The sequence below is a fragment of the Enterobacter cloacae complex sp. IR5441 genome (assembly GCF_049238215.1).
Taxonomy (GTDB): domain Bacteria; phylum Pseudomonadota; class Gammaproteobacteria; order Enterobacterales; family Enterobacteriaceae; genus Enterobacter; species Enterobacter hormaechei_C.
This window is the reverse complement of record NZ_JBMKIA010000014.1, coordinates 1-13050: the sequence shown is the minus strand read 5'-3', so window position 1 is coordinate 13050 and position 13050 is coordinate 1. Positions and strand designations below refer to the sequence as shown.

The window sequence follows — 13050 nt, the reverse complement described above, 5'->3', positions numbered from 1 at the left end:
TATAAAGCCACGTAAAACCCCCGTCGTCAATTGCTGCGAAAACGGTTCAGCAAACGAATAAATGTGGGCAATTTACGAAATTTAATTCGTATTGCGTCAGATAAGAGATGCTTATGGGAATGTGACGAAGATCATGCGATTTGTTGCCCTCACCCTAACCCTCTCCCACAGGGAGAGGGGACTGTTCGGTGCGTTTTTAATGCCAGCAGAAGTGATGCACAACCTGGGTAATGAGTTCGCGAGTGGGCTTGATGAAGCGGGTTTCGAGATATTCGTCCGGCTGGTGGGCCTGGTTGATGGAGCCAGGGCCCAGAACCAGCGTCGGACACAGCGTCTGAATAAACGGCGCTTCGGTGCAGTAGTTCACCACGTCGGTTTTCTCGCCGAGCAGTTTTTCCACCACCTGAACCAGCTGATGGTCAGGCGGACATTCGTAGCCTGGAATCGGCGGATGCAGTTCGGAGACCGTCAGACGGCCCGGCCAGCGCTCGCTGACCGGCGCCAGCGCTTCGTTCAGTAAGCCATCCAGATCGCTCAGCGTCATGCCCGGCAGAGGACGGATATCCATATGCAGTTCGCAGCAGGCGCAGATACGGTTGGACGCATCACCGCCGTGCAGGCTGCCGAGGTTTAGCGTCGGATACGGCACGGTGAACGCCTCGTAGTGATAGCGCTCTTTCAGATCGTCGCGCAGGGTCATGATGCGGCCAATCGCGTCATGCATCAGCTCGATGGCGTTCACGCCGCGCGCCGGATCGCTGGAGTGGCCGGACTGTCCGAGCACGCGCACCGCGGTAGAAATATGGCCTTTGTGCGCCCGAATCGGTTGCAGAGAGGTCGGTTCGCCGATGATCGCGCAGTCAGGACGAATCGATGTGTTTTCAGAGAAATAACGTGCGCCCGCCATGCTGGTCTCTTCATCGGCGGTCGCCAGAATGTAGAGCGGCTTTTTCAGGGTTGTCACGTCCACGTCACGCAGCGCGTCGAGGATAAAGGCGAAAAAGCCTTTCATGTCGGCGGTGCCCAAACCGTAGAGTTTGTTGTCATGTTCGGTCAGCGTGAACGGATCGCGCGTCCAGCGGCCATCATCAAACGGCACGGTGTCAGTGTGGCCAGCCAGCAGCAGGCCGCCCGCGCCATGTCCGGTACTGGCGAGCAGGTTAAATTTGTGGCGTGTTCCGGGGACGGGCTGAACCTCAACGTTAAACCCAAGATCGCTAAACCAACCCGCCAGCAGATTGATTAAAGACTCATTGCTCTGATCCAGGGCTTCTTCCGTCGCGCTGATGGAGGGTGTGGCAATCAGGGCGCGGTAAATCTCGATAAATGGCGGTAAGTTCATTTTCATTGTTGACACACCTTAGGTCGTGATAGTATCAATATTCATGCAATAAATGTGAATAAAAATACATTATCGTTGAGCATAAAGGAACCCGATGTTGAATACGCTGATTGTAGGCGCTAGCGGTTATGCGGGCGCAGAGCTTGTAAGCTACGTAAATCGCCACCCTCATATGACCATAACCGCTTTGACCGTGTCAGCGCAAAGCAATGATGCCGGAAAGTTAATTTCCGATTTGCATCCACAGCTTAAGGGCGTGGTTGATTTGCCTTTGCAGCCCATGTCTGACATCAGCGAGTTCATCGACGGCGTTGACGTTGTGTTTTTAGCCACGGCGCATGAAGTTAGCCACGACCTGGCACCGCAATTTTTAGCGGCCGGCTGCGTGGTCTTTGATCTCTCCGGCGCGTTTCGCGTTAACGACAGCGCGTTCTACGAAAAATATTATGGTTTCACCCATCAGCACCCGGATCTGCTCGAAAAAGCGGTGTACGGCCTGGCGGAGTGGAGCGCTGACAAACTGAAAGAAGCGGATCTGATTGCCGTGCCGGGCTGCTACCCGACGGCGGCGCAGCTTTCCCTGAAGCCGCTGATCGACGCCGGTCTGCTGGATCTGCATCAGTGGCCAGTCATCAACGCCACCAGTGGCGTGAGCGGCGCCGGGCGCAAAGCGGCGATCTCCAACAGCTTCTGCGAAGTGAGCCTTCAGCCGTATGGCGTGTTTAATCACCGTCATCACCCTGAAATCACCACCCATCTGGGCGCGGACGTGATTTTCACCCCGCACCTCGGCAGCTTCCCGCGTGGGATCCTCGAAACCATTACCTGCCGCCTGAAGCCGGGTGTGACCAAAGAACAGGTGAGCGAGGTCTTCACGCAGGCGTATGCGGATAAACCGCTGGTGCGCCTGTATGACAAAGGCGTGCCGGCGTTGAAAAACGTGGTTGGCCTGCCGTTCTGCGACATCGGCTTTGCCGTGCAGGGCGAGCATCTGATTGTGGTCGCCGCAGAAGATAACTTACTCAAAGGCGCTGCCGCACAGGCAATGCAGTGTGCAAATATTCGTTTCGGCTTCCCTGAAACGCAGGCTCTTATTTAAGGTGTGATGATGAATCCATTAATTATCAAACTCGGTGGTGTACTGCTGGACAGCGAAGAAGCGCTGGAGCGCCTGTTCACCGCACTGGTGAACTATCGCGAATCACACCAACGTCCGCTGGTGATTGTGCATGGCGGCGGTTGCGTGGTGGATGAGCTGATGAAAGGGCTCAACCTGCCGGTGAAAAAGAAAAATGGCCTGCGCGTGACGCCTGCGGACCAGATTGACATCATTACCGGCGCGCTGGCGGGAACGGCGAACAAAACGCTGCTGGCGTGGGCGAAGAAACACCATATCGCCTCCGTTGGCCTCTGTCTGGGCGATGGAGATAGCGTAAAAGTGACCCAGCTCGACGAAGAGCTTGGCCATGTTGGACTGGCGCAGCCAGGTTCGCCTGAGCTGATTAACACCCTGCTGGAAGGCGGTTTCCTGCCGGTGGTGAGCTCAATCGGCGTGACCGAAGAGGGCGAACTGATGAACGTCAATGCGGACCAGGCGGCGACGGCGCTGGCGGCAACGCTGGGCGCAGACCTGATCCTGCTCTCCGACGTGAGCGGCATTCTGGACGGCAAAGGCCAGCGCATTGCGGAAATGACCGCCGCAAAAGCCGAGCAGCTGATCGATCAGGGCATTATCACCGACGGCATGATCGTTAAAGTGAACGCCGCGCTGGATGCGGCCCGCACGCTGGGCCGCCCGGTGGATATCGCCTCCTGGCGTCACGCGGAGCAACTCCCGGCGTTGTTTAACGGTACGCCGATTGGTACGCGTATTCTGGCTTAAGATTCTGTGCCGGATGGCGCTTCGCTTATCCGGCCTACGTGAATTTTGTAGGCCCGGTAAGCGCAGCGCCACCGGGCAAAAATATCATCATTAAGGAAATTCGTTATGGCACTTTGGGGTGGGCGTTTTACACAGGCAGCGGATCAGCGGTTCAAACAGTTCAACGACTCTTTGCGCTTCGACTACCGCCTGGCCGAACAGGATATTGTCGGCTCTGTGGCCTGGTCCAAAGCGCTGGTGACCGTTGGCGTGCTGACCGCAGACGAACAGCAGCAGCTGGAAGAGGCGCTGAACAACCTGCTGGAAGAGGTGCGTCTGGATCCGGAGCAAATCCTCCAGAGCGATGCCGAAGATATTCACAGCTGGGTGGAAGGCAAACTGATCGACAAAGTCGGCCAGTTGGGTAAAAAGCTCCATACCGGGCGTAGCCGTAATGACCAGGTGGCGACCGACCTGAAGCTGTGGTGCAAAGAGACCGTCGGCGAACTGCTGGCGGCGAATCGTCAGTTGCAGAGCGCGCTGGTGGACACCGCGCAGAGCAATCAGGATGCGGTGATGCCGGGTTATACCCACCTGCAACGCGCGCAGCCGGTGACGTTCGCGCACTGGTGTCTGGCCTACGTTGAGATGCTGGCGCGTGATGAGAGCCGTTTACAGGATACCTTAAAGCGTCTGGACGTCAGCCCGCTGGGCAGCGGCGCGCTGGCCGGTACGGCGTATGAAATCGACCGTGAGCAGCTGGCAGGCTGGCTGGGCTTTGCCTCCGCCACCCGCAACAGCCTGGACAGCGTCTCTGACCGTGACCACGTGCTGGAGCTGCTCTCGAATGCCTCTATCGGGATGGTGCACCTGTCGCGCTTTGCCGAAGACCTGATCTTCTTTAACTCTGGCGAAGCCGGGTTTGTAGAGCTGTCCGACCGCGTGACGTCCGGCTCCTCCCTGATGCCGCAGAAGAAAAACCCGGATGCGCTGGAGCTGATCCGCGGTAAGTGTGGCCGTGTGCAGGGCGCGCTGACCGGTATGATGATGACCCTGAAAGGGCTGCCGCTGGCATACAACAAAGACATGCAGGAAGACAAAGAGGGGCTGTTCGACGCGCTCGACACCTGGCTGGACTGTCTGCATATGGGCGCGCTGGTGCTGGACGGCATTCAGGTGAAACGTCCGCGCTGTCAGGAAGCGGCGCAGCAGGGGTATGCTAACTCTACCGAGCTGGCGGACTACCTGGTGGCGAAAGGCGTACCGTTCCGCGAGGCGCACCATATTGTGGGTGAAGCGGTGGTGGAAGCGATTCGTCAGGGTAAAGCCCTTGAAGAGCTGGCGCTTGCCGACCTGCAAAAATTCAGCGCGGTTATCGGGGATGATGTCTACCCGATTCTGGCCCTGCAATCCTGCCTGGATAAGCGTGCAGCGAAAGGTGGCGTGTCGCCGAAGCAGGTAGCGCAGGCGATTGCGGATGCGAAAAACCGGTTGGTTTGAATAGTGCGGGCTGGTGCCCTCACCCCGGCCCTCTCCCACAGGGAGAGGGAGAAAAACGGAGCCTGGCTTAGTGCTGGGCTTTTTTTTACGCAAAAAAAAGCGGACCACGGGGTCCGCAAAAGTTCACGTTGGCTTTAGTTTTTCGAGTTTTGAGAGAAACTCGCTGACGGTGCGGGGACGTCAAGGGTCAAACACGTGCCGCCTCGTCTATGTGATGTATTATTCAACAGAATGCTTGATAGGGATAATCGTTCGTTGCTATGCTATCTATCGCCATGAACTATCGTGGCGACGGAGGATGAATAATGAATATTCGTGATCTTGAATACCTGGTAGCGTTAGCTGAGCATCGCCATTTTCGCCGCGCGGCAGACTCCTGCCACGTCAGCCAGCCAACGCTGAGCGGTCAGATCCGCAAGCTGGAAGATGAGCTGGGCGTGATGCTGCTGGAGCGCACCAGTCGTAAGGTACTGTTCACGCAGGCAGGTCTGCTGCTGGTGGATCAGGCGCGCACCGTACTGCGCGAGGTCAAAGTGCTCAAGGAAATGGCAAGCCAGCAGGGGGAAGCGATGTCCGGCCCGCTGCATATTGGCCTGATCCCAACCGTTGGCCCGTACCTGTTGCCGCAAATCATTCCGATGCTGCACCAGACGTTCCCGAAACTCGAAATGTACCTGCATGAAGCGCAAACCCATCAGCTGCTGGCGCAGCTGGACAGCGGCAAGCTCGACTGCGCGATCCTGGCGCTGGTCAAAGAGAGTGAAGCGTTTATTGAAGTACCGCTGTTCGATGAGCCGATGATGCTGGCGATCTATGAAGATCACCCGTGGGCGAACCGCGATCGCGTGCCGATGGCCGATCTGGCCGGTGAAAAACTGCTGATGCTGGAAGATGGCCACTGTCTACGCGATCAGGCGATGGGCTTCTGCTTCGAAGCGGGTGCCGATGAAGATACCCATTTCCGCGCAACCAGCCTGGAAACGCTGCGTAATATGGTGGCGGCGGGAAGCGGTATTACGCTGCTGCCGGCGCTGGCGGTGCCGCACGAGCGTAAACGTGATGGCGTGGTCTATCTGCCCTGTATTAAGCCGGAGCCGCGTCGCACCATTGGTCTGGTTTATCGTCCGGGGTCACCGCTGCGCAGCCGCTATGAGCAGCTGGCAGAGGCCATCCGGGGTGCGATGGATGGCCATTTCGACAGCGCGTTAAAACAGGCGGTTTAAGCCGTTCAGCGCAGCTACCCGATAGGCTTCCGCCATGGTCGGGTAGTTAAAGGTGGTGTTAACGAAGTACTCAATGGTGTTGCCACCACCTTTTTGCTCCATGATCGCCTGGCCGATATGAATGATTTCCGCCGCGCGTTCACCGAAGCAGTGAATACCGAGGATCTCTTTCGTCTCGCGATGGAACAGGATCTTCAGCGTACCCACGCTCATTCCCACGATTTGCGCCCGCGCCAGATGTTTAAACTGGGCACGACCCACCTCGTAAGGCACCTTCATGGCCGTCAGCTGCTGCTCGGTTTTGCCGACAGAGCTGATTTCCGGAATGGTGTAGATGCCCGTCGGGATATCTTCAATCAGATGCGCCGTCGCTTCACCTTTCACCAGCGCCTGTGCGGCGATGCGGCCCTGATCGTACGCGGCGGAGGCCAGGCTTGGGTAACCAATCACGTCGCCCACCGCGTAAACGTGCGGCAGCGCAGTCTGGTACATGCTGTTGACCTTGAGCTGACCGCGGCTGTCGGTTTCAAGCCCGATATTCTCCAGCTGCAATGAATCCGTGTTGCCGGTACGGCCGTTGGCGTACAGCAGGCAGTCCGCCTTCAGCTTCTTACCGGATTTCAGGTGCATGATCACACCGTCGTCGCAGCCTTCGATTTTCTCGTACTCTTCGTTGTGGCGAATCACCACGCCGCTGTTCCAGAAGTGGTAGGAGAGGGAATCTGACATCTCCTGATCGAGGAACGCCAGCAGCCGGTCGCGGGTGTTGATCAGATCAACTTTGACCTCCATTCCCCGGAAAATCGACGCATATTCGCAGCCAATCACGCCCGCGCCGTAGATGATCACATGGCGTGGCTCGTGGTGCAGGCTGAGGATGGAGTCGCTGTCGTAAATGCGCGGGTGCGAGAAATCCACGTCTGCCGGATGGTAAGGACGGGAGCCGCAGGCGATCACAAATTTTTCAGCGGTGAGCGTCTCAACCGAACCGTCGTGGCACTCCAGCGCCAGGGTGTGTTCATCCACAAAATGCGCGTTCCCTTGCAGAATTTCACAGTGGTTGCGCTCATAGAAACCCTGACGCATGCGCGTCTGCTGGTTAATGACCGTGTCTGCGTGATTCAGGATATCGGCAAAGGAGGAGCGAAGAAGTCGGGAGTGGTCGCTGTAAAGAGGGTTCTGGTTAAATTCGATAATGCGGCTAACGGCGTGGCGGAGGGCTTTCGAAGGGATGGTGCCCCAGTGGGTGCAACCGCCGCCGACGTTATGGTAGCGCTCAATAACCGCTACTCTGGCTCCCTGTTTTACCAGACCCATAGCAGCACCTTCGCCGCCGGGGCCGGAACCAATAACTATTGCGTCGTAATCGTAGGAATGTGGCATGGCAAGGCTTACCTGTTCTTATACATAAAAGCAACAGAATCATAACATCATTGCCAGGGTAACCCAATTATCGTTGTGCTTTTTTCGGGCAGTGGAGCACAAACCGCCCGTAAACAATCATTCACAAAGCCAGGTAAACAGATTAATTTTATTCTCTGGTATAGTGCCAACGGGCCTTTGGAAGGATTCAACTATCGTGATGGGCGTAAGAGCACAACAAAAAGAGAAAACCCGGCGTTCGCTGGTGGAAGCCGCATTCAGTCAACTGAGTGCTGAGCGGAGTTTTGCCAGTTTGAGCCTGCGTGAAGTGGCGCGCGAGGCCGGGATTGCGCCAACGTCCTTCTATCGTCATTTCCGTGATGTGGATGAACTGGGCCTGACCATGGTCGACGAGAGCGGTTTGATGCTGCGCCAGCTTATGCGTCAGGCGCGTCAGCGTATCGCCAAAGGCGGCAGCGTGATCCGCACCTCCGTGTCGACATTTATGGAATTTATCGGCAATAACCCTAACGCGTTTCGCCTGCTGTTGCGTGAGCGTTCCGGAACGTCAGCCGCGTTTCGTGCCGCCGTCGCGCGTGAAATTCAGCATTTCATCGCGGAACTTGCCGACTATCTTGAACTCGAAAACCATATGCCGCGTGCGTTTACTGAAGCACAGGCCGAGGCGATGGTGACGATTGTTTTCAGCGCGGGTGCCGAAGCGCTGGATGTCAGCATTGAACAACGTAAGCATCTCGAAGAGCGACTGGTATTGCAGCTGCGGATGATTTCTAAAGGTGCGTACTACTGGTATCGCCGTGAACAAGAGAAGTTGGCACATCAAAACGATGAGTGAAGGTGAGTAATGAAACAGTCAGGTCAGGATAAAGGAACGCTGTTGCTGGCATTGATCGCTGGCTTATCCATTAATGGTACGTTTGCGGCGGTTTTTAGCTCAATTGTACCGTTCTCGATTTTCCCGATTATCGCGCTGGTGCTGACGGTGTACTGCCTGCATCAACGTTATCTGAACCGCACCATGCCGGTTGGGTTACCGGGACTGGCCGCAGCCTGTTTTATTCTGGGTGTACTGTTGTACAGCACCGTGGTGCGCGCAGAGTATCCGGATATTGGCTCTAACTTCCTGCCTGCGGTACTGTCTGTGGCGCTGGTGTTCTGGATTGGCTCTCGCATGCGTAGCCGCAAGAGCCAGTTGCCAGAGTAAAGGGTTTTGTCATTGTAGGCCGGATAAGCGAAGCGCCATCCGGCTTTTTTGGCAGGTGGCGCTTCGCTTACCTGCCCTACAATGCCCACATTACTTCGCCGTGAGCAGTACGCCGCACTCCATATGGTGCGTATACGGGAACTGATCGAACAGCGCCAGACGTTCAACCTTGTGCGTCTGGCTTAATGTTTCCAGATTCTTGCACAGCGTCTCCGGGTTACAGGAGATGTACAAAATACGCGGGTACGCCTGCACCATCTTCTCGGTTTCGCTGTCCAGGCCACTGCGCGGCGGATCGACAAAAATTGTCTCACACTGGTAGCTCTTCAAATCAATCCCTTGCAGGCGGTTAAACTCGCGTACGCCGTTCATCGCCTGGGTAAATTCTTCTGCCGCCATACGAATAATTTGTACGTTATCAATATGGTTAGCGGCGATGTTGTACTGCGCGGCGGCCACCGACGGTTTGGCGATTTCCGTCGCCAGCACGCGCTCGAAATTACGCGCCAGCGCCAGCGAGAAGTTGCCGTTACCGCAGTAGAGCTCCAGCAGATCGCCCTTAGACCCTTCTGTCGCCTTCAGCGCCCACTCAAGCATCTGCACGTTCATGGCGGCGTTCGGCTGGGTGAAGCTGTTCTCTACCTGACGGTAAACCATCTCTTTACCTGCTACCGGCAGACGCTCGTCGATGTAATCCTGGTCCAGCATGATTTTGGTTTTGGTCGCGCGGCCAATCAGGTGCACGTTGATGTTCTGCGCGCGCAGCGCATCGCGCAGGGCTTCTGCCTGCTCGCGCCACTCGTCGGTCAGCGCTTTGTGATAGAGCAGAGAAACAATGGCCTGATTGCTTTGGGTGGTCAGGTAGTCAATCTGGAACAGCTTGTTGCGCAGCACCGGATTGTTGCGTACACCGTCGATCATTAGCGTCATCAGCTGGTTGATGAGCTCACTCGCCGCCGGAAAACTGTCTACGCGAATGCGGGATTTCGTCTGCTGATCGAAAATGATGTGGTACAGGTCATCGCCATCGTGCCAGATGCGGAACTCAGCGCGCATACGGTAGTGGCTGACCGGAGAACGAAACACCTCGGGAACGGGCGCGTTGAAAGGCGTCATCATACTTTGCAGGCGGACAACTTTTTCTGCCAGCTGTGCGTCGTACTGTTCTGTCGGGAGGTGTTCGGGGGTCATGATGCGTCCTGAGTGATAAAGAATTACGCGGGGATTGTAGGGATTGTGCAGTGGATGTCCAGATTTAATGGCTAATAGCTATCTGGACATCTATACGTGTCTAATTGTAGCATTCTGTTTCCGGTCTCCTGAGAGTGAAAAGGGAATCCAGTGCAAATCTGGAGCTGACGCGCAGCGGTAAAGACTGGCGGGATGAGAGTTGTAGACACTGTGAAAATGGGAAGTCTTCATCCGTATAACGCCACCCAGCCCGAAGACCTGCCGGGATCACGTCGCATTTGGTTTCATCATCGCGTGCTATCGATGAGGCCTGCGGCATCCTTCTTATATTGTGGATGCTTTAACAATGATTAAAAAAGTATCGCTGTTGACGGCGTTTTCCGTCACGGCATTTTCGGGCTGGGCGCAGGAAAGCGCCGACTCGTTGGTGGTGACAGCAAACCGTTTCGAACAACCAGCAAAAACCGTTCTGGCTCCGACCTCCGTCGTGACCCGTGAGGATATTGAACGCTGGCAGGCAACGAGTGTTGTGGAAATCATGTCACGCCTGCCGGGTGTGGACATCGCACAAAGCGGCGGGATGGGGTCAACCTCTTCAACGTTTATTCGCGGTACGGAATCCCGCCATGTTCTGGTACTGATTGATGGTATCCCCCTGAATAATGCCGGGATCAGCAATGTTCCCGATTTAAGCCAAATTCCGACGTCGCTGATTCAGCGTATTGAGTACATTCGCGGCCCACGTTCGGCGCTGTATGGCTCCGACGCGATTGGCGGTGTGATTAACATCATTACCGGGCGCGACAAGCCGGGTGCGGAAATTTCTGCGGGTGTCGGTTCAAAGGGGTATCAAAACTATAACGGTGCCTTCCAGCAGGTGTTCGATAAAACCAAAATCACCATGGCCGGTGATTATACCTATACCCGTGGTTTTGATATTGCCGCAAAAGATGCCCCGCGCCAGCCAGACCGCGATGGTTTTATGAGTAAATCGCTATTTGGCTCGGTGGAGCAGCAGTTTACCGACAGCGTCAGTGGGTTCTTCCGTGGCTTTGGCTACGATAACCGCTCCGCGTATGACGGTTACGATCACTATGGTGCGACCGGCATTGATGGGCGGCCGGACACGCGTCAGGTTTACAGCCAGAACTGGGACACCGGGTTTCGCTATAACCAGGGTATTTTCCAGTCACAGCTGGTGGCAGGGTATGGCCGTAGCAAAGATCAGAACTATGATCCGAAAAAAGGCCGCTACGCTGACTCCGCAACCATGGATGACGTGAAGCAGTACACCACCCAGTGGCTGAATACGGTTGAAGTGGGTCACGGCAATATCGGCGCGGGTCTGGACTGGCAGAAGCAGAAAACCCAGGCGGGTACGGGCTATCTGGAAAAAGGTTACGAACAACGTAATACCGGCGTGTTCCTTTCGGCGATGCAGCAGTTCAACAGCGTGACGCTGGAAGCGGCGGCGCGTAATGACGATAACTCTAATTTTGGCAATCACGCCACCTGGCAGACCAGCGCCGCATGGGAGTTCATCGAGGGGTATCGCATCATCGGTTCTTACGGTACAGCGTATAAAGCACCGACCATGAGCCAGATCCACAGTAAAGATTACGGTAATCCGGATCTGAAGCCAGAAGAGAGTAAGCAGTGGGAAGGTGGCTTTGAAGGTCTGACGGGGCCGGTAAACTGGCGTGTGACGGGCTATCGTAATGATATCGATAACCTCATTAATAGCGACCCGCGGACTTACCGTTATTACAACGTCGATGAAGCCCGTATTAAAGGAATCGAGGCGACGGCCCAGTTCGACACTGGCCCGGTAGGGCATCAGATTTCTTACGACTACGTCGACCCGCGTAATGCGAAAACTAACGAAGTCCTGGCTCGTCGCTCAAAGCAACAGGTTAAGTATCAGCTTGACTGGCAGGTGTGGGATCTCGACTGGAATCTGGCGTACCGTTATCTGGGCACTCGCTATGACGTTGCCGTTGATCCGAATACCTACGCCACAGAACGCCTGAAAATGGGCGGCGTCAGCCTGTGGGACGTCGCGGTTTCATATCCTGTCACCTCTCATCTCACAGTTCGTGGTAAAATAGCCAACCTGTTCGATAAAGATTACGAGACAGTTTATGGCTACCAAACTGCAGGACGGGAATACACCTTGTCTGGCAGCTACACCTTCTGATCCGCGTCCCACCGTGCTGGTGTTTGATTCCGGCGTCGGTGGGCTGTCGGTCTATGATGAGATTCGGCAGCTCCTGCCGGATCTCCATTACATCTACGCCTTCGATAACGTCGCGTTCCCGTATGGGGAAAAGAGTGAAGACTTTATTGTTGAACGTGTGGTTGAAATCGTCACCGCGGTACAAAAGCGTTATCCCCTGGCGCTGGCGGTCATTGCCTGTAATACGGCAAGCACGGTCTCTCTTCCTGCCCTGCGCGAAAAATTCCCGTTCCCGGTTGTGGGCGTTGTTCCGGCAATCAAACCTGCGGCGCGTCTGACGGCGAACGGCATTGTGGGGTTGCTGGCTACGCGCGGTACGGTAAAACGTCCTTATACGCGTGAGCTTATAGAGCGCTTTGCCAATGAATGCCAGATCGCCATGCTCGGCTCCGCGGAGCTGGTGGAAATGGCGGAAGCAAAACTGCACGGCGAGACGGTATCGCTTGAAGAGCTGCGCCGTATTCTGCGTCCATGGCTGCGGATGCAGGAACCACCGGATACGGTTGTTCTCGGCTGCACCCATTTCCCGCTATTACAGGAAGAGCTGTTAAAGGTTCTGCCTGAAGGGACCCGGCTGGTGGATTCCGGTGCTGCAATTGCGCGTCGGACGGCCTGGCTGCTGGAACACGAGGCGCCGGATGCGAAATCAGCGGATGCGAACATCGCTTTCTGTATGGCGATAACAAAAGAAACCGAACAACTTTTGCCCGTTTTACGTCGTTATGGCTTCGAAACGCTCGAAAAACTGGCGCTGTAGCACGGTTTTGAGCAAAAAAGAGACGGTTGAACGTTTTTTTTCAAAGAGGGGTTGTCAACGTCGGAGAACTCCCTATAATGCGCCTCCACTGACACGGAACAACGGCTTACAAGCCGCCGGGACAGCGGGGTTCAGAGATGAACACCAACAGAGAAAAGTGAAAATAATTGCTTGACTCTGAATGAGGAAAACGTAATATACGGGACCTCGCAACGATGAGCTGAAAACCGCGTTGCAACTGCTCTTTAACAATTTATCAGACAATCTGTGTGGGCACTCAAAGTGACATGGATTCTTAATGTCCTCGGACACTAAATGAATACCAAGTCTCAACGAGTGAACACGTAATTCAT

The 13050-nt window shown here is 55.5% G+C and carries 11 protein-coding genes and 1 riboswitch; of the genes, 8 read left to right on the top strand and 3 right to left on the bottom strand.

Translation table 11 applies throughout. The features are described from left to right. Window positions 1-196: 196 nt before the first annotated feature. Entirely contained in the window at window positions 197-1348 is a 1152-nt protein-coding gene (gene argE / locus ACOTX5_RS15785) for an acetylornithine deacetylase (RefSeq protein ID WP_015569956.1), read from the bottom strand. An 88-nt stretch (window positions 1349-1436) separates the two neighbouring features. On the opposite strand from argE, the gene argC reads away from it, so the two are divergent. From argC to oxyR, 4 genes are all read left to right on the top strand, one after another. Next, window positions 1437-2441 carry an N-acetyl-gamma-glutamyl-phosphate reductase gene (gene argC, locus ACOTX5_RS15780; RefSeq protein WP_045911404.1) on the top strand — a complete coding sequence of 335 codons (1005 nt, stop codon included), beginning with the start codon at window positions 1437-1439 and terminating at the stop codon, window positions 2439-2441. Window positions 2442-2447: 6 nt separating this feature from the next. Continuing rightward, window positions 2448-3224 carry an acetylglutamate kinase gene (argB, locus tag ACOTX5_RS15775; protein ID WP_015569958.1) on the top strand — a complete coding sequence of 259 codons (777 nt, stop codon included), beginning with the start codon at window positions 2448-2450 and terminating at the stop codon, window positions 3222-3224. Window positions 3225-3329: 105 nt separating this feature from the next. Further along, window positions 3330-4703: an argininosuccinate lyase gene (argH, locus tag ACOTX5_RS15770; protein WP_032104309.1), complete on the top strand. Its 1374-nt coding sequence runs from the start codon at window positions 3330-3332 to the stop codon at window positions 4701-4703. Window positions 4704-5008: 305 nt separating this feature from the next. Next, entirely contained in the window at window positions 5009-5926 is a 918-nt protein-coding gene (gene oxyR / locus ACOTX5_RS15765; RefSeq protein WP_003862055.1) for a DNA-binding transcriptional regulator OxyR, read from the top strand. On the opposite strand, the gene sthA is transcribed toward oxyR, so the two are convergent. Beyond that, window positions 5909-7309 (bottom strand): Si-specific NAD(P)(+) transhydrogenase, encoded by a 1401-nt coding sequence (gene sthA / locus ACOTX5_RS15760; protein WP_003862057.1) that lies wholly within the window; start codon window positions 7307-7309, stop codon window positions 5909-5911. The genes oxyR and sthA overlap by 18 nt on opposite strands. 196 nt (window positions 7310-7505) lie before the next feature. On the opposite strand from sthA, the gene fabR reads away from it, so the two are divergent. Together fabR and ACOTX5_RS15750 are read left to right on the top strand one after the other, a co-directional pair. Then, complete coding sequence (gene fabR, locus ACOTX5_RS15755; protein WP_059290495.1) at window positions 7506-8144, top strand: HTH-type transcriptional repressor FabR; 639 nt, start codon at window positions 7506-7508, stop codon at window positions 8142-8144. A gap of 9 nt (window positions 8145-8153) precedes the next feature. Then, window positions 8154-8513 (top strand): YijD family membrane protein, encoded by a 360-nt coding sequence (locus ACOTX5_RS15750; RefSeq protein WP_017383113.1) that lies wholly within the window; start codon window positions 8154-8156, stop codon window positions 8511-8513. Between the two features lie 90 nt (window positions 8514-8603). Here ACOTX5_RS15750 and trmA read toward each other — a convergent pair whose 3' ends face one another. Further along, window positions 8604-9704, bottom strand: coding sequence for a tRNA (uridine(54)-C5)-methyltransferase TrmA (gene trmA, locus ACOTX5_RS15745; protein ID WP_045343489.1), 1101 nt, complete (start codon window positions 9702-9704; stop codon window positions 8604-8606). Between the two features lie 104 nt (window positions 9705-9808). Then, window positions 9809-9984, top strand: a riboswitch (cobalamin riboswitch). Window positions 9985-10050: 66 nt separating this feature from the next. Between trmA and btuB the strand changes: the two genes are divergently transcribed. Then, window positions 10051-11901, top strand: coding sequence for a TonB-dependent vitamin B12 receptor BtuB (btuB, locus tag ACOTX5_RS15740; protein WP_045911406.1), 1851 nt, complete (start codon window positions 10051-10053; stop codon window positions 11899-11901). Further along, window positions 11846-12697 carry a glutamate racemase gene (gene murI / locus ACOTX5_RS15735; RefSeq protein WP_003862067.1) on the top strand — a complete coding sequence of 284 codons (852 nt, stop codon included), beginning with the start codon at window positions 11846-11848 and terminating at the stop codon, window positions 12695-12697. The genes btuB and murI overlap by 56 nt, the downstream gene beginning before the upstream one ends. Window positions 12698-13050 lie beyond the last annotated feature (353 nt).

Bases quoted from the DNA above. Each gene is read 5' to 3' on its own strand.
- argE (WP_015569956.1), bottom strand. From the start codon at position 1,348: ATGAAAATGAACTTACCGCCATTTATCGAGATTTACCGCGCCCTGATT.
- argC (WP_045911404.1), top strand. From the start codon at position 1,437: ATGTTGAATACGCTGATTGTAGGCGCTAGCGGTTATGCGGGCGCAGAG.
- argB (WP_015569958.1), top strand. From the start codon at position 2,448: ATGATGAATCCATTAATTATCAAACTCGGTGGTGTACTGCTGGACAGC.
- argH (WP_032104309.1), top strand. From the start codon at position 3,330: ATGGCACTTTGGGGTGGGCGTTTTACACAGGCAGCGGATCAGCGGTTC.
- oxyR (WP_003862055.1), top strand. From the start codon at position 5,009: ATGAATATTCGTGATCTTGAATACCTGGTAGCGTTAGCTGAGCATCGC.
- sthA (WP_003862057.1), bottom strand. From the start codon at position 7,309: ATGCCACATTCCTACGATTACGACGCAATAGTTATTGGTTCCGGCCCC.
- ACOTX5_RS15750 (WP_017383113.1), top strand. From the start codon at position 8,154: ATGAAACAGTCAGGTCAGGATAAAGGAACGCTGTTGCTGGCATTGATC.
- trmA (WP_045343489.1), bottom strand. From the start codon at position 9,704: ATGACCCCCGAACACCTCCCGACAGAACAGTACGACGCACAGCTGGCA.
- btuB (WP_045911406.1), top strand. From the start codon at position 10,051: ATGATTAAAAAAGTATCGCTGTTGACGGCGTTTTCCGTCACGGCATTT.
- murI (WP_003862067.1), top strand. From the start codon at position 11,846: ATGGCTACCAAACTGCAGGACGGGAATACACCTTGTCTGGCAGCTACA.